The organism is Aquimarina sp. AU119, from assembly GCF_900312735.1.
GTDB classification, from domain to species: domain Bacteria; phylum Bacteroidota; class Bacteroidia; order Flavobacteriales; family Flavobacteriaceae; genus Aquimarina; species Aquimarina algiphila.
This window is the reverse complement of the sequence record NZ_OMPF01000005.1, coordinates 1-17,753: the sequence shown is the minus strand read 5'-3', so window position 1 is coordinate 17,753 and position 17,753 is coordinate 1. Positions and strand designations below refer to the sequence as shown.

13 protein-coding genes and 1 pseudogene are annotated in these 17,753 nt (G+C 31.3%); 8 read left to right on the top strand and 6 right to left on the bottom strand.

What is annotated here, in order from left to right; translation table 11 throughout:
* The first annotated feature begins 36 nt into the window (after positions 1-36).
* From DK442_RS05640 to DK442_RS05630, 3 genes are all read left to right on the top strand, one after another.
* Positions 37-1,500, top strand: coding sequence for an alkaline phosphatase PhoX (locus DK442_RS05640; protein WP_109434888.1), 1,464 nt, complete (start codon positions 37-39; stop codon positions 1,498-1,500).
* A 3-nt stretch (positions 1,501-1,503) separates the two neighbouring features.
* Positions 1,504-3,315, top strand: coding sequence for a cytochrome-c peroxidase (locus DK442_RS05635; RefSeq protein WP_109434887.1), 1,812 nt, complete (start codon positions 1,504-1,506; stop codon positions 3,313-3,315).
* A gap of 240 nt (positions 3,316-3,555) precedes the next feature.
* Positions 3,556-4,773 (top strand): ATP-binding protein, encoded by a 1,218-nt coding sequence (locus DK442_RS05630; RefSeq protein WP_370444657.1) that lies wholly within the window; start codon positions 3,556-3,558, stop codon positions 4,771-4,773.
* A gap of 43 nt (positions 4,774-4,816) precedes the next feature.
* Here DK442_RS05630 and DK442_RS05625 read toward each other — a convergent pair whose 3' ends face one another.
* Both DK442_RS05625 and DK442_RS05620 read right to left on the bottom strand, forming a co-directional pair.
* Positions 4,817-6,706, bottom strand: coding sequence for a DUF4419 domain-containing protein (locus tag DK442_RS05625; RefSeq protein ID WP_160114062.1), 1,890 nt, complete (start codon positions 6,704-6,706; stop codon positions 4,817-4,819).
* 27 nt (positions 6,707-6,733) lie between these two features.
* Positions 6,734-8,293, bottom strand: a complete 1,560-nt coding sequence (locus DK442_RS05620) for an NAD(P)/FAD-dependent oxidoreductase (RefSeq protein ID WP_109434884.1) — start codon at positions 8,291-8,293, stop codon at positions 6,734-6,736.
* A 171-nt stretch (positions 8,294-8,464) separates the two neighbouring features.
* Here DK442_RS05620 and DK442_RS05615 point away from each other — a divergent pair, with 171 nt between their 5' ends.
* Together DK442_RS05615 and DK442_RS05610 are read left to right on the top strand one after the other, a co-directional pair.
* A complete protein-coding gene (locus DK442_RS05615) occupies positions 8,465-8,983 on the top strand; it encodes a porin family protein (protein ID WP_109434883.1) in 519 nt (172 codons plus the stop codon).
* Positions 8,984-9,156: 173 nt separating this feature from the next.
* Entirely contained in the window at positions 9,157-10,119 is a 963-nt protein-coding gene (locus DK442_RS05610) for a YitT family protein (protein ID WP_109434882.1), read from the top strand.
* 38 nt (positions 10,120-10,157) lie between these two features.
* Here the strand turns inward: DK442_RS05610 and DK442_RS05605 are convergent, their stop codons facing one another.
* The 3 genes from DK442_RS05605 to DK442_RS05595 form a co-directional block, all read right to left on the bottom strand.
* A complete protein-coding gene (locus tag DK442_RS05605) occupies positions 10,158-11,342 on the bottom strand; it encodes a hypothetical protein (protein WP_109434881.1) in 1,185 nt (394 codons plus the stop codon).
* Between the two features lie 237 nt (positions 11,343-11,579).
* Entirely contained in the window at positions 11,580-12,812 is a 1,233-nt protein-coding gene (locus DK442_RS05600) for a DEAD/DEAH box helicase (protein WP_109434880.1), read from the bottom strand.
* A gap of 220 nt (positions 12,813-13,032) precedes the next feature.
* The gene (locus DK442_RS05595; protein WP_109434879.1) at positions 13,033-13,254 is read right to left on the bottom strand and encodes a hypothetical protein; all 222 of its coding nucleotides are present in this window, start codon (positions 13,252-13,254) and stop codon (positions 13,033-13,035) included.
* Between the two features lie 701 nt (positions 13,255-13,955).
* Between DK442_RS05595 and DK442_RS05590 the strand changes: the two genes are divergently transcribed.
* From DK442_RS05590 to DK442_RS05580, 3 genes are read left to right on the top strand one after another with little or no spacing between them, the layout of a single operon-like run.
* The gene (locus tag DK442_RS05590) at positions 13,956-15,881 is read left to right on the top strand and encodes a BatA and WFA domain-containing protein (protein ID WP_109434878.1); all 1,926 of its coding nucleotides are present in this window, start codon (positions 13,956-13,958) and stop codon (positions 15,879-15,881) included.
* On the top strand, positions 15,878-17,131 hold the full coding sequence (locus DK442_RS05585) for a dihydroorotase family protein (RefSeq protein WP_109434877.1): 1,254 nt from the start codon (positions 15,878-15,880) through the stop codon (positions 17,129-17,131). Before DK442_RS05590 ends, DK442_RS05585 begins: the two co-directional genes overlap by 4 nt.
* Before the next feature lie 25 nt (positions 17,132-17,156).
* A complete protein-coding gene (locus DK442_RS05580) occupies positions 17,157-17,486 on the top strand; it encodes a DUF4870 domain-containing protein (RefSeq protein WP_109434876.1) in 330 nt (109 codons plus the stop codon).
* A 61-nt stretch (positions 17,487-17,547) separates the two neighbouring features.
* On the opposite strand, the pseudogene DK442_RS28440 reads toward DK442_RS05580, so the two are convergent.
* Positions 17,548-17,753 (bottom strand): annotated as a pseudogene (locus DK442_RS28440) (hypothetical protein); the annotation flags it as partial.

Below are 17,753 nucleotides of genomic sequence, written 5' to 3'. Positions count from 1 at the left end.
AGTTAAATTTGTGTGAACAAAAAAACACACACAATCATGAAAAACTATTTTATTCTCGCTTATCTAATATTAGCTTCTGTTCTTATTTCTTGTGACGATGATGATTTTAGCGGTCCAGTTAAACCACCAACTGGAAAAATTGAACTAAAAAATCATTCTGTTTCTCCTATTCTTGTAGAAAAAACTCCAGAATTTTCAGATATAGAAATTTATAACCTATTATCTTCTGAAGATACATACATTCCGGATTTTACGTATGGATCTATGGCCGATGGTGCTGGATTACTTCGCAATAAAAATGGAACTTTCACCTTAATCAATAATATAGAGGCTGATTATTCTGTGGCTAGAATTACTCTAGATGAAACATTCAAACCAATCAAAGGAGAACATATTCTTAATGCATTAGCAACTGCTAATACAGCGCAATGTTCTGGCTCATTAATCACTCCATCTGTACATGGTTTTGGTCCTTTATACCTATCTGGAGGTGAATGGGGAGGAAACTCAAAAGGAGTTTTTGCTACTGACCCATATAAAGATGCATCAGAAGCTTCTGCTCCAAGAATGTTACCAGCATTAGGACAATGGTCAACAGAAAATGCCGTAGCGCTTAGCAGACGTGCATATCCAGGAAAAACAGTAGTTTTTATAGGAGATGACAATAGTAATAATGAAGTTCCTTCTGGACAACTAGGAATGTATGTAGGTAGACAAGGAGACTTAGAAGGAGGAAAATTATACGGACTAAAAGTTACTTCTCCAGATGTTACTTATGAAATGGATATGGAAGAAGGTGTTGCATATGATATGGAGTTTGTAGAATTAAAAGAAAAAGATATCGACTTATTGGATGCTGAAGCCAAAGAAAAAGGTGTTATGGGATTCTCTAGATTAGAAGATATAGACTGGAGAAGAGGACTTAGTAGTAATAATCGAGAAGTATATCTTGCTGTGACTGGTAGAGATAAGCCTGGATTAATTGGAAAAGGAACTCGTTCTGGAAGAGTTTATAAAGTTGAATTAAATAGTAGAAATCCATACGGAGCTGGTAAAATAACTTGTGTATTAGATGGTGATAAAGTAGGTGGTACAGCTGAAGCTTTCCACAGCCCTGATAATATTACAGTAACAGAAAATTTCGCATATATACAAGAAGATCCAAACGGAATTCAAGGGTTCAAACCAGCTGCAAATCACTATGCCAGATTATATCAATACAATCTAAATACAGGAGAATTAAAAGTAGTATTAGAATGTGACCAAGTTAAAGCTGCAGGTTCTGGATATGGTAGTGTAGATAGAATATGGGAAATCACTGGTATGATCGATATTTCTGATGTTATCGATGTCGATGATACATTTCTTATGATTACTCAAAATCATGGATGGGAAAGAGCTGATGGAGTACCATTTACTGATCCAACTGCAAATCCAGATGTTGCAAATAGCCGAAAAGAAGGAAGTATGCTATATGTAATCAAAGGATTAGAAAGATAATATATGACTCAATTTTTATTAAATCTTAATAAAGAGGCTTATTTTATGATAAGCCTCTTTATCATATCGATAATTAGCGTTACTTCTTGTTCTGAACAAGTAAAAACACCAGAAAAAATACCATATAACAATCAAATGAAAGAACAATTCATTGATGATATAACAATGGCTATTAATACTCTGGATAGTGCCCGAACGAATACTGGTGATCTTAAAAAAAACTTTTTGAAATCACGAAAATATTTTAAAAAAACCGAGCCAATTTTAGCTTCTTTAGATATTGAAAATTATGGTTTTTTAAATCAACCTAATATTCTAAAAATCGAAGAGGAAGATTATACCGATATCAAAATTAAAAACCCAAGTGGATATCAGGTTTTAGAAGAAGAAATCTTTACAGAACAAATAGATATTATTGTAATAAACAAGCACTTGGACTTGGTTTCAAATCGACTAAAATTAATAAAGAAAAACATAAGTTTTAACCACATAAAAACATATCATTTCTTATGGTTGTTAAGGAAATCAATAATTCAAATATCTCTCACAGGGATCACTGGATTTGACTCACCAGTTCTAGAGAATTCTTTAGAGGAATCCAAAACTGTATATCAAAGTCTAAAAACATACTTAGCTATTTTTGAAAAGGAGTTTAAGAATAAAAAATTATTTGATCATTGGAATACAGAAATAGATGCATCAATTAGCGATTTAAAAGGTGATTTCAATACATTTAATCGTTATGATTTTATAAAAAATCATACGCATAAACAATTAGAACTTTGGAATAAAATAGTTGCCGACTGGAACGTTAGTTTTCCTTTTGAGCTGGCTATAAAAAATGATGCAACTTCTCTTTTCTCTGCAAACACTTACAATAATACTTATTTTGCGGATAGAAACTCGGGAAAAACAACTCCAGAAAAAATAGCTCTTGGTAAAAAGCTATTTTATGATACTAACTTATCATCAGATAAAAAAATAAGTTGTGCTACCTGTCATCATCCTGATAAAGCTTTTACCGATGGTCTAAAAATAGGTGCAGGTGTTACCCGTAATACACCTACTCTTCTTTATTCTGGTTTACAACAGGCATTTTTTTATGATAAAAGAGCTGGTAGCCTTGAAGGACAAATCATCGCAGTGGTAGAAAATGAAAATGAATTTCATACAGACTTAGAAACTTTGGGAAAAGTAGTTGCTCAAGACAGTAATTATCTCAAAGCATATAAAACTGTTTTTAAAAATCAAAAAGTCAATAACGCTCAGATAAGAAATGCTATTGCGAGTTATATAAGAAGTCTAGCCCCTTTTAATTCTAAATTTGATCAAAATATTAATGGGATAGAAAATACCCTTACCAAAAGTGAGATTAATGGTTTTAATCTTTTTAATGGAAAAGCTAAATGTGCTACATGTCACTTTGCTCCTATTTTTAATGGTACTGTACCTCCAAACTACAGAGAATCAGAGATTGAATTAATTGGAGTGCCTAAAGAAAATGATACAATCAATGCTACTATTAGCGAAGATTTAGGAAGATATGATGTATATAAAACAGAACAGAGAAAGCATTTTTTTAAAACTTCAACAGTAAGAAATGTGAGTAAAACTGGCCCATATATGCATAATGGAGTATACCAAACATTAGAAGAAGTACTTGACTTTTATAATCGCGGAGGTGGTGCAGGTATAGGAATCGATGCCACATACCAAACTTTGCCTCCTGATCCATTGCATCTTTCAAAAGAAGAAATTAAAGATATTATTGCATTCATGAATAGTTTAGAAGATCAAACCAAATATGAAAATTAATTGTTGTTAATATCTATCAGGTAATTGTAAACTCCCATACTAATTGATTAGTATGGGAGTTATATTTTATATAAACTTAAGCATTCTAAGCAAATTCATTAAAGTACTTTTTTAAATAATAAAATCATGTAGCTGTATTACGGTAATCACACAAAATAAGTACGTAATGCTAATTAATTCTTAATATGTAAGTTATTTTTGTTAATTTTATTAAGAATTGAATGGTTCTAAATCAATTCTATGACGAGGATGACAGAAGCTGCAAAACCAACAAATGAAAAGCTCAGACTTGAAGCTTTACATTCACTAAATATTCTTGATACAGAATTCGAAAAAGAATTTGACGAGATTACTACACTTGCCTCATTTCTATGTGATGCAGAAATAGCATTAATTTCTCTTGTAGATAAAGATAGGCAATGGTTTAAGTCTAAATATGGTTTAGCTATTTGTGAAACACCAAGAGCTGTGTCTTTCTGTGCGCATGCCATTCTGGATCCCTATAAACCATTAATTGTTGAAGATGCTCGTAAAGATCCTCGCTTCTGTAATAACCCTCTCACCGAAGTTGATAAAATTGTAATCTTTTATGCAGGAATTCCCTTGGTAGATAAAGATGGTTTTGCTTTAGGTACGTTATGTGTTATTGACAGTAAACCCAAAAAGCTTTCTCATAAACAAATAGAAGCACTTAAATCTCTTGCTAATCAGGTAATCATGCTTTTTGAACTAAACAAAAAGAATAGAGATCTTGAGTATATGCAGTCCAAACTAAAAAAACGTAATGATTCTTTACGAGAATTTGCCAGAGTAATATCTCATGATCTCAAAATGCCATTGGCTAATGTTATTACATCTACAGATTTATTAAAACTTAAACTTGGAGACAAACTGGATTCTGAAAGTCTAGAATACTTTGAATATATTAAAATCTCATCGTTTTCAATGAGCAATTATATAGGTGATATTCTTGAGCACTATGAAAGTGAAAGTCTCATCAATCATAAACCCGAAAAATTTGTTCTAAACGATTTACTTCAGGAAATTGTTAGTTTACTTAGTATTAAACCAGATTTTACTATTAATTTTCCAAAAGAAAATCCGATTTTAGAATCGAACAAGCTTGCGCTAAAACAGATCTTTTTTAATCTCATCGGAAATAGTATTAAGTACAATGATAAAGAACAAATTATTGTATCTATCGAAACTAAAGAGGATGATATTTTTTATCATTTCAAGATAACCGATAACGGAATGGGGATTCCAAATAATAAATTAGAGGTGATTTTTGATCTTTTTACTATTGCTAACCATACTGACAGGAATGGTAATAAAGGTAATGGAATAGGTCTTTCAACAGTTAAGAAGCTTGTAAAAAAGCTTGGAGGTGAGATAAAAGTATCTTCTCAGGAAAAAATACAAACAACTTTTGAATTTTCTATCCAAAAGCCAAACTAGCTCTTTTCATTTTTTATATTAAAAAGGAGCTTAAAAATTAAATTTAAAATTCCATAATAATTTTACTATTCACTTTCATTAACTTTTTGGTATCCGTTTCAAGATCCCAATCATTATCGATTATACCTATTGGTGCTAAAGCTGGAAACCATTTTTGAGGCAAATCATACAAATATTTTCTTATATCAGACAATAGTTGTTCATCTTTACTATTCTCAATTTTTATATCTGTAACTGTTCCATTCGTTAAAACCACAAAATCAATTTTGACACCATCAACATCAAATTTTGATCGTATACTTTCCTTTATATATGCTATAGCGATATCATTTGTTTTGTGCTTCTTAATATCATATACCGATAATTGTTTTATTAATTTATTTTCAACCGGATAAGGAATCCAATATTCATAAGAATCATGAGAAGTACCGCCCGAATTGTATACTGTTTCTGTCTCTATTATGGATGCATCTTTTTTACAGATTGCATACGTTATATATGGTTTTAATGAGATATCAGAAGATTGAGATATTCCCAAAAATCCTGCGTAAACTTCTATATCTATAGTTTTATCATTGAAATAATCATTCCACAGTATATCAATCTGAGAAAATCCTGAAGGAAAATCGTCTGTAGATAATGTAGACATCAAATAATCATTATCCTTATAAAAAGGATTCTTTATGTATACTTCTTTTACTTTAGTCATACCCGTTTCTGGATCATAAGAACCTGTAACATCACTTTCTAATGTTTTTATATAGGGAAAAAACTTAACAATCCATCCCGAAATATAAAAAGCACCATATTCACTAGCATTTTTATATATATCTTTCCAAAAAACCATATTGATCTCACCTTTGGACGCATTTTCAAATTCTTGTAAAACAGGTTTTAATTGATCTATCCAATCATCCAGCCCATATCCTTTAAGGTTATCTATATTTGCATATATTTTTCCCCAATCTTCAGGAATACCTTCTATTGTTATATACGGAATCCCACAGCCCGTCTCACCAACATATTCAAATGCTTGTTCAAAGCTTTCTAACAATGTTACTTCAAAAGAAGTAGTTTCTAAAGATGTAGTTGTCGAAAAATTCGGCACCATAGCCTTATACAAATTTTTCTGAGTATACTTTTTGGTTTCATTAGATAATGATGAAACCAATTTACCCCAATGTTTTGCTCCTTTGCTTAAAGAATCTTCTCTACATTTTATTTTATCGGGTTTATCAGTCACAAAAATTTTATCTTCTAATGTTTTAAAATTCTCATTAACATGACAAGAGAAACCTTGAGCAATAGCTAACCAAATAATATCTGGTGAAAGTACTAATGGCCTGTGAGAATCATATGCTAATTGTACCGTTTCTAAAAAAATATTATTTCCAGAATATACAAGCTCTTTTTTTTCTGATTCTTCAGGTAAAAAATAGACTTCTTTTCCTATAGCCTTTTGGACTGCTACTTTGCAATTTACTGTAGATAATAAATTAGTAGCCATTTTTACATTAGCTACTTTAAATTGATAACTAGCATTACTTGCTTTCAATTCATCTTTGGTCTTAAGAAAACCATCAAAAACATATGCACTTTTATATGCTTCAAAAACTACTTTTACCCAATTTCCTTTTATAACTGTATTCTCGTCTTTAAGCTCTAATACTTGATCTGTTACTTCAATTACCTCTACTTCACTTAAATACTCAAATTTCCCTATTTTATGACCAGTCAACCCAGGTTCATCCCTTATTACTAATCCTTGTTTAGCAATGACCACCAGTTTTTCATTAGTTTCTTCTTCACCAAAATCGATAGCATTTTCTGTATCTTCAGTTTTTTCAATAGCTTGTCTATCGTTATTTTCTTTGCATGAAAAAACCAGTATACTTAAAAACAAAATACAGTAAATCCATAATCTGGACTTCATAGACACATAATTACATTTCATATTTTATTATGCTTTTATTGTTGCAACACAAGCTGCTGCACATTTTTCTCCATCAATTGCTGCCGAAATTATACCTCCTGCATATCCGGCTCCTTCGCCGCAGGGATACAATCCTTTAATTTGTAAGTGCTCTAATGTTTTCCAATCTCTTGGAATACGAACTGGAGAGGAGGTACGTGATTCTGGAGCGTGTACAACAGCTTCATTAGTAAGGTACCCACGCATACTTTTATCAAAAGCTTTAAAACCATCCTTTAAAGTATCATGAATAAATTCTGGAAATACAGCATTCATATCTACAGATGTTAAACCTGGCTTATATGATGTTACTGGAAGGTTTGATGATACCTTTCCTTCAACCATATCTATTAACCTTTGCGCAGGAACTCGTTGAGTTCTCCCTCCTACTTTCCATGCTTGCTGTTCAATACTTTTTTGAAAATACATTCCAGATAATGGCCCATAATTAGAAAATGGTTTAAAATCCTCCATTCTAAGTTCTATAACAATACCACTATTAGCCGTAGGCTGGTCTCTTTTTGAAGGAGACCAACCATTGGTGACTACTTCTCCCGGACTGGTTGCACAAGGAGCAATAACTCCTCCAGGACACATACAAAAAGAATACATGCCCCTGCCTCTAACTTGCTTAACAATACTATATGGTGAAGGAGGCAAATATGGACTTCGCACTTCACATTTATACTGGATTTGATCTATTAATTGCTGCGAATGCTCTACACGTACTCCCAAAGCAAAGGGTTTTGCTTCGATCTCTATTTGTTTATGATATAATAGTTCAAAAATATCTCTTGCAGAGTGTCCGGTTGCCAAAATCAATTTATTAGTAGCTATAGTACTACCACCTAATAATGTAACCCCATTAATTTCTGAGTTCCTAATTTCAAAATCAATAACACGAGTTTCAAAATGTATTTCTCCTCCTCTTTCTATTATCTTTTCACGTATTGCAGCTATAATACCAGGTAGTTTATTTGTTCCGATATGAGGATGTGCTTCTACAAGAATTTGGTCTGTGGCTCCAAAAGCAACCAAAAGTTCTAAAATACGGTTAACATCACCTCTTTTTTTAGATCTAGTATACAATTTCCCATCACTATATGTTCCTGCGCCTCCCTCGCCGAAACAATAGTTAGAATCTTCATCAACAATATGGTCTCTATTAATTGCTTTTAAGTCTCTACGGCGTGTTCTAACATCTTTACCTCGTTCTAAAACGATAGGTTTACATCCTAATTCTATACATCTCAATGCAGCAAATAAACCAGCTGGACCTGCACCAATAATTACAACTTCTGGAGCATTGGATACAAAAGGATATTCTGGTAGTTCGATACTTGAATCTACAAATTCTTCTTGTACAAAAACTTTTAGTTTTAGATTAACCTTAATTGCTCTTTGTCTTGCATCTATAGAACGTTTTAAGACTTGTATATGTTTAATTTCCTGTAGAGGAATATTATTTTTTTTGGATACTGTAATCTTTAACCGATTAGGATTTGCGGCAATCTCTGGAGAAACTTGTATAGTGAATTCGTGTTGCAATGCGGATTATAATCTTGAATTTCCTGCGAATATACAACAATCTTTGTTTCAAAATTATATCGATAAAATTCAAAAATAACAGCTAAAAATAACTCAAACAAGCTACATTTAACATTTAATTAAGGTTTAAGTTCCTATCTTTGGATTTAAACAAACCTTAAATTTACAATTATGAAAAAGCTTTTTTTATTAGCAATTGCAGTAATTAGTTTTTCAGTATCTTCAAATGCACAAGACATCAAATTCGGTTTTAAGGGTGGGGTAAATTTTGCTACGCTCAATGGTGATGATGTAAATGATAATTTGGATGGAAGAACAGGATACCACATTGGTGCCGTTTTGCAAGTTAGTCTCGCAGAAACTATTGCTCTGCAACCTGAACTTTTGTATTCTGCGCAAGGAATAGAAGATACAGATATTGATTATCTAAACCTTCCTGTCCTTGTAAAACTTAAATTTGCTAAAATTTTTAGTGTAGAAGCCGGACCTCAATTTGGTTTTGTAGTTAATGACGATTTTGAAGTTGGTGATCCAGAAAGTTTTGACCTTAGTGGTGCTGTAGGTGCTGGAGTAGAATTTGGACCATTTTTTGGTCAGCTACGTTATAACTTTGGTTTTACAGACGTTATCGATAATGTAGAAGCTAAAAACTCTGCTTTTCAGATATCTGTTGGATACTATATCTTCTAATAGAACATAATAAAAAATTAAAAAAGGACGGAATCAAATTTTTCGTCCTTTTTTTATGCCCAAAGCTTTGTTAAAATTAGGTTTAAGAATAAAAAGGTTACGTAGCTTTATATATGAACAAAACACGATCATACGTCTCAATTATTAGCTAAAAACAATTATTCTTAAAGCCTATGAATTCAATATGGAAACGTAGAATCATCAAGGCTTTTATTACACAAAAGCTTAAAAAAAATGATCAAGATTTACAGTCTGATTTTGATCAAACATCTCAAAAACTCAGAGTAACCCTAATTTCCCTGTTTAAAGACGTCTTTCTGATCGTTTTAGGTGTAATTTCTGCTGCTTTTGGTCTGGAAAGTTTTTTATTACCTAATATGTTTATTGATGGAGGTGTTACTGGAATATCATTACTTGTTTCTGAAATTACATCTATCCCACTCTATATCCTTATAGTGGTCATCAATATACCTTTTATATTTCTAGGATTTAAAGTGATAGGAAAACGATTTGCCATACGAGCAACAATTGCAATATCAGGATTGGCATTGTCTCTTTTGCTCATTGACTTTCCTGAGGTTACTCAAGATAAATTATTAGTTTCTGTTTTTGGAGGTTTTTTTCTTGGTGCAGGAATCGGACTTTCTGTGCGAGGAGGGGGTGTATTAGATGGTACTGAAGTATTAGCTATTTTTATGAGTAAAAAATTAGGGACAACGGTTGGGGATGCCATTACTATTATCAATGTAATTATCTTCTCTGCTGCTGCCTACCTTCTATCCATAGAAACAGCTCTATACTCAATGCTCACCTATCTTGCTGCTTCTAAGACTTTGGATTTTGTAATTGAAGGTATTGAAGAATACACTGGAGTTACTATTATTTCTGAACATAACACAAAAATAATGGATATGATTACTCATACCATGAGACGAGGAGTAACCATATATCAAGGAAAACAAGGATATGGAAATCATGGTCATATGAATGAGATAGATATTCTATATACTGTAGTAACCCGACTAGAAATTAGTAAATTGAATAGAGAGATCGAAAAGATAGATCCTAACGCTTTTGTTATTATGCACAGTATTAATGATACTAGAGGAGGTATGATCAAGAAGAGATCAATTTAAGTAATAATAAGGCTTTATATTTCATTTTTTATAGCTTGTTAGTAGAATGTATCAAAGCCTTTTTCTAATTTTTTAAACATTTCAAAATACAAATCTAAATTGTCATCAGAGTCAGAGTATTCATACTCATCTGTAACACGAATCAAAATAGGTGTGTTATCAATATTATAGAAACAAAACAGCTTTTTTCTTTGATCATCCCCAATAATAAAAGTATTTGTTTCTTTTTGTAACAATTTTAATTCTGATCCCGTATATGTTGTACTTAGAAGTTTTGTGGTTGCATTTTGAAAAAAAGTGTTTAATCTTAGATCAATTGTTTTGGAGATTTTTAATTTTTTAAAATCCTGTTGGATTGTATCAACTTTTTCACCTCTATAAACGTTAATCTTCATATCAAAATCTGGTACATTTATTTCAATATTTTTTTCGGGAGCTATTTCCTTTGAAGTACTTTTTATGGTTTCAAAAGCTAGATTAGCTAATTTTCTATGATATCTCGTCAATGTAGATGTTATATGACTCCAGTTCTCTTCCTCATCAATACTTTTCACGATATGAAAATTTCTAGCCATCCTTAATTTTGATAAAGCTAGAGTGAATAAATCTCGAGAAGAAAGATCAGAAAAAGGACCAGATTTTTGATAATTGATAAAAACCTCCATTTTTCTTAATTCTTCAAGGTAATTAAGGTGAATTACATTAAAATTTCTACTATCTCCATAAATAACAAAGCTTTTATCATCCGAATAAAAAATTTTGTTTTGTTTCGCACTTGATTGTAAGCCTTGTATAATCTTTTTTATAGTGATCGAGCCTTTATCAGTATTTATGTAAAAGAAATTAGAATAATCTTGAAATACCATATCCTCAACATTAGTATCTTCGATTTCGATTCTAAAAAAATCTGGATCATCATTAGTGATTAGAGCATCTCCCAAGCTTATTTTAAAGACCCCAGAAGTCGTCTCGTTTAAAGTATAATTTATTGGTGTAATACATTTAAAATTAGACAATTCCCAAATTTTATCTGTACTTGGTTTTGCCAATGTTTTATTGATTTGTAAAGTATCAACGATGTAATTATTCTCTTCTTCGTTTTCAATCATAGATAGATGCTCAGAAGTAACCGTAAAATATTCAGTTTGTGTTATAGATGATAAATCAAAACAGGATACAATAGTAAGTGACAAAAGTACAAATACAACTTTGTTTAAATTCATTAGAAAATATTTTAAAACAATAATAAATTTAGATAATGATACATTTACAAAAATGATCTAGTATATATTTGTAAAGTATTAGTACATATTCGTACTTATTTATGTTTTATTATTCTTTCCGAAGTTTATTAAAAGAATTTTTAATTCCGTTTCTGTGAATACTATTTATGATTTTGGTACTTCAATTAATCTAGCCATTATCATTTTAATCTCTCAAGACTTTATTTATAAATACAATTACCTTCTTGATCTTCTTTTATAATTTCTGTTATTACCTTTTGGCTTAGGTTTATTGTATGATCTATTTTTTGAAGCAGGTTTTGTGTTTTCAAAACTTGTAGTAGGTTCAAATCCTTCGACCACTTCACTTTGTAATTTTTCTCCAAGTAACTTCTCTATGCCACGCACATAACTTAATTCATCTTGGCACACCAGTGAAATTGCTTCTCCGCTAGCTCCTGCTCTTCCGGTTCGTCCTATTCTATGTACATAATCTTCAGAAATGTTTGGCAATTCAAAATTTACCACATGTGGTAATAAAGGAATATCTAACCCACGAGCAGCAATATCTGTTGCTACCAACACTCTAATAGTCCCTTTCTTAAACCCTCCAAGAGCTTTAGTCCTTGCTCCTTGACTCTTATTTCCGTGAATAGCTGCAGCACTTATACCACTTTTTACCATTTTTTCACTTAATCGATTTGCCCCATGTTTTGTTCGGGTAAAAACCAATACTTGTTTCCAGTTTCCCTCTGAGATAAACTTGATAATAAGTTCTGATTTCCTTTTTTGATCCACCCTGTATATTTTTTGGTCAACCTTTTCTGCTGTAGTGTTTTCTGGTGTTGCTTCAACCCAAACAGGGTGATTTAGTATCCCATTAGCCAATTGTTTAATCTCTTTTGAAAATGTTGCCGAAAACAATAAGTTTTGTCGTTTGGCTGGTAATAATTTCAATATTTTGTTAAGATCTCTTTGAAATCCCATATCAAGCATACGATCAGCCTCATCCAAAACAAGAATCTCAATATTTGCCAGAGAAAGTGCCCTTTGATTATGTAAATCCAACAAACGTCCTGGAGTAGCTACTAATATATCAACTCCACTCCTTAAAGCTCGAATTTGAGGATTTGCATTTACTCCTCCAAATATCACCATAGATCTCAAATCTAAAAACTCACTATACGCTTTTACATTATCCAATATCTGAGCTGCTAATTCTCTGGTTGGTGTTAATACAAGGGCTCTAACAGGTCTTTTTCTTAATTTTTGTCCTTGAGATAGTAATTGTAATAGAGGTAATGTAAATCCAGCTGTTTTACCTGTTCCGGTTTGTGCAGACGCTAAAACATCTTTTTTTTCTAAAATTGGAGGAATTGCCTTTTCCTGTATGGGAGAAGGTGTAGTATATCCTTTTTTATTAATTGCTTTTAATAATGCATTGGAAAGTCCTAATGTATTGAATGACATATAAATTGTTTAAGAAATAACAATGTATATGAAAATGCCATTTCTGAATGAATGTGCAAATGTACATCATATTTTTAGGATATACTTTACGCATCTTAGATAGTAACTCTCTATTTAAAAATCTGCTTGTATACTATCTAAGAAAAAAAGCCGAGATTACTTTTCTCGGCTTGCATTTTCTTAGTCATAAATTTCATTGAAATATTAGTGGATCTTGATATCAGAAATTTGGGCAGATAGGATCAGTTCCATCCAGACAGATAAAGTCTTCCTGTACTCTACAAACTTGTCCATCTACAAAACAAAAACATGGCCCACCAAATGGAGGTGCCCCCGGATAAGTACAAGCGGAAGGAATTCTTGCTCCTCCTCCATTAATTGTTCGTTGTTCATTTTTGCTCAATTGCTGAGTTTCGCTGAGTTTTAAGAGTTTTTTTAACATAATAAAAAAATTAAATTATACCGCAATAATTTTAAAGACGCTCACGGTTTACATCTTATTGGCAAAACCTTATTCTCTTTATCTAAAATTATTATTTGTTTTCTTGTTAGGGCATAATGTTCTCATCTTGTTAAATATCTAAAATGAAAATAATTAAAAACGAAAAATCTATTGAATACACTCTGTAAGAAAAGCTCTAAGGTTTCAACTTATACATTGAATAACGAACCCGTTTGCAATCAAAATTAATTAGAAAAAAGCGTTATATCTTTTAATGAATAGTTAAACTCTTACTAAAATATTATAAGAAAATTTATGTGTCAAAGATTTGCCAAAAAGATTAAAGTTTTAGGAGTTAAGAACACTAGTTTTTATAAAATATCATGGGATAATCTAATTACTTCTTATACTACGATTTTGTTATCGTCTTTTTATTTCCATATTTCTTTATCAACACTATTTATATATGATATCAATTCACTAAGTATATGTATAATATCATAGAATATTAGTTTAGCTCTTCTTCTTGTTGAGCTCAGCACAAAATCATAAAAAAAGCAATTTAAAATTACTATATTTACTGCATTATTATAAAAAACACTTATTCATTTTTACACGTTTTTCAAGTATTTATTTACAAGTTAAAAGTTTAAAAAATGAAATCAACTGATAATCAAAGAGATTAATCCCAATTATAAAGAATGCAGTTTAAACACCCAGAATTTCTTTACGTTCTTTTTGCTCTTATCATTCCCATTTTAGTTCATTTATTTCAACTAAGGCGTTTTCAAAAGGTAGATTTTACCAATGTACAGTTCCTTAAATCTGCAACGATACAAACTCGCAAAAGCTCACAAATTAAAAAATGGCTTACCCTTTTGACCCGTTTGTTGGCATTAGCTGCAATTATTATTGCTTTTGCACAGCCTTTTATAGCTCTGGAAGAAATTGTTGGTAAGAAAAGTGAAACAGCAATCTATCTGGATAATTCTTTTAGTATGCAGGCTAAAGGTTCTAAAGGACCACTTTTGAAACGTGCAGTCCAAGAAATTTTGAGTGATCTTCCAGAAGAGGAAACCATATCTCTATTTACAAATACAGAAACTTTTATCGATGTTTCTAAAAGTGATATCCTTAATGATTTGTTGCAGATAGAATATTCTTCTAATCAACTTTCGTATGCTGCAGTTTATCTTAAAGCTAAACAATTATTAAGCTCGTCTTCAGAGACAATCAAACGAGTGATTATAATCTCTGATTTTCAGCAAAAAGAAAACGTATTTAGTTTACCAAAAAACTCAGACTCCAAAATTCATTTAGTACAACTAAAACCTGTTACAAGACAAAATATAGCTATCGATAGTTTGTATTTGCAGCGTAATAAGAATAATGAGTTAATGCTTAATACAGTACTGAGTAATACCGAAGTTTCTACAGAAAATATATCCATTGCATTATATAACAACGATAAACTAATTGCTAAAACTGCTGTCACAATTCCTGAAAATGGTACTACTCAAACTGAATTTAGATTAGATGAAAACACTAAAATTAATGGGCGTGTAACTATAGAAGATCCAGCAATTACATTTGATAACTCAAGGTATTTTACAATTAATACTCCAGAGAAGATTAAAGTTGTGGCTATTAATGAGGCCAATGATAGTTTTATCAAAAACATATTTACTTCGGATGAATTTTCTTTGAGTAGTAGTTCTGTTAATGAACTTAATTATAATGATCTCAACAATGCAAATTTGGTTATTATAAACGAAGTAAAACAAATTCCTATTTCTTTAATTAATGCTTTAAGATCTTTTGCTAATCAAGGAGGAACTATTTGTTTTATTCCTGCTACAGATGGCGATATAACTTCCTATCAACAGTTCATCACTGGATATTCTAATCAAGGATTTATTGAAGAAAAGAAACAGGAAAAGAAAATAACAACCATCAATTTTTCACATCCTTTATATCGAGGAGTATTTGATAAAAGTGTGACTAATTTTCAGTATCCAAAAGTGAATACTTACTATACAAGTACTTCCTCTGGTACAATACTATCCTTTGAAGATAATACTCCATTCTTATATAAAACGAATTCATTATATGTTTTTACAGCGGCGATAAATCGTGAGAACTCTAATTTTAAGAATTCACCACTTATCGTTCCTACATTATATAATATTGGAAAACTTAGTTTGCAACATACAGATATATCCTATACCATTGGTCAGACCAATTCTTATGATGTACCTATATCTCTGGGTCAAGACGGAATATTATCATTGGTTTCTGATCAGGAAAAGATTATCCCTTTACAACAAAGCTTTGCTACTAAAGTAAGAATAACAACTGATGAAGTTCCTACAAAATCTGGAATTTACAGCTTAGAAAACAAAGACAATACTATTCAACATGTAAGCTATAACTATAATAGCCTAGAAAGTGATTTACAGTACTACAATCTAAATACAACAAAAGAATATCAGGTTAGTGATTCTGTAACTGAGCTTTTTGATCAAATAAAAGAAGAGACCAGTGTTAATGAACTTTGGAAATGGTTTGTTATTTTTGCGCTGATATTCTTATTAATTGAAATATTACTATTAAAATACCTAAAATGAACTTCTTACTAAAGGCTGCTACTATAATTGATCCTGCGTCACCTTTTCATAATAAAACGGTTGATATTTTGATTGAAAATGGCATCATTGCAGACATAAATGCTGCTATAAAAGCCTCTGGCACTGTAGAAGAAATAGCATTGAACAATTTACATGTTTCACAAGGATGGTTTGATAGTAGTGTTTGTTTTGGTGAACCTGGATATGAAGAGCGAGAGACAATAGATAATGGACTACAGGTTGCTGCAAAAAGTGGTTTTACTGCTATAGGATTACATCCAAATACTTTTCCTGTTATTGATAATAGTGCATCTATTAGTTTTCTTAAAGGAAAAGCACAGAATCATGCTGTATCTCTATATCCCATCGGAGCTTTAACCACTCAATCAGCTGGAAAAGATATGGCAGAGCTTTTTGACATGCAACAAGCTGGCGCAATTGCCTTTGGAGATTATAAAAAAGCGATACAAAACCCTAATTTATTAAAAATATCACTACTTTATGCTCAAAACTTTGATGGTTTAGTGATGTCTTTCCCTCAGGAAAATAATATCGCGGGAAAAGGAATGGTTAATGAAGAAGAACAAAGTACATTATTAGGATTAAAAGGAATTCCTGCTTTAGCAGAAGAATTACAAATTGCAAGAGATTTATTTTTGTTAGAATATACCGGAGGAAAATTACATATTCCAACAATATCGACGGCTAAATCTGTTGAGTTGATACGAGAAGCAAAAGCTAAGGGGTTACACATAAGTTGTAGTACGACGGTTCATCATCTTGTATTAACTGATAAGGAACTGGATACATTTGATACCAATTATAAGGTATTACCTCCACTTCGAATACAAAAAGATGTAGATGCATTAATAAAAGGCGTAGAAGACGGAACTATAGATATGGTTACAAGTGATCATAGACCTATGGATATAGAACACAAAAAAGTGGAGTTTGATAATGCAAAGTACGGAACTATCGGATTAGAAAGCGCTTTCGGTATACTTAATCATTTGTTGGGTATAGAAAAAACAGTAGATATGCTTACTAATGGCAAGTCAATATTTGGAATAAAAAATACAATAATAGATAAGGGTAATAAAGCTGACTTATCTTTATTTAATTCTAAAAATGATGCTATATTTACTGAAAAACAGATCTTATCTACTTCTAAAAATTGCGCTCTAGTTGGAAAAAATATACTAGGAGAAACCTACGGTATTATTGCTAATGGAAAAATGATATTGAAGTAGATCATAAATTAATAATTCATTAATCATGGAATCTGATTACGCAAAACAAGGAAAAACAGCAGCTATAGTAGCTTATATCACTATAATTGGTACAATTATAGCTTTTTTTATGAATCAAGACAGTAAAAATCAATTTACTAACTTTCATTTAAGGCAAGCGTTAGGAGTTAATATTTCATTTTACATATTAGGAGCATTAGTTAGTATTTTTGATTCCTGGCCAATATCTACTTCATTTTATGTGTTTATTCTTGTTCTATGGGTTTTTGGACTTATAACAGCAATACGAGAAGAACAAAAAACTGTTCCAATACTTGGGCCTTTGTTTCAACAATGGTTTAGTTTTATTAAATAAAAAAAGAGCATCAGTATTGATTACTCTTTTTAAATCTTTCTTTTGTTTAACTCTATAACAATTATTCAATTGCCTTTGGGCTCCATTTTAAGAAGTTTGGTTTTACGACTAGCATAGCCCATCCCCAAAATTGATTATCTGCAGGTTCAGGTACTCCTTTAAGTATTTCCATAGAATCAGAGGCAAACATATGAGAGTATCCTATTTTAAGTGTTGCAAAAGCTAATAGTTTTTGTGTAAATACAATATCTATTTCAGTTCCCAGGT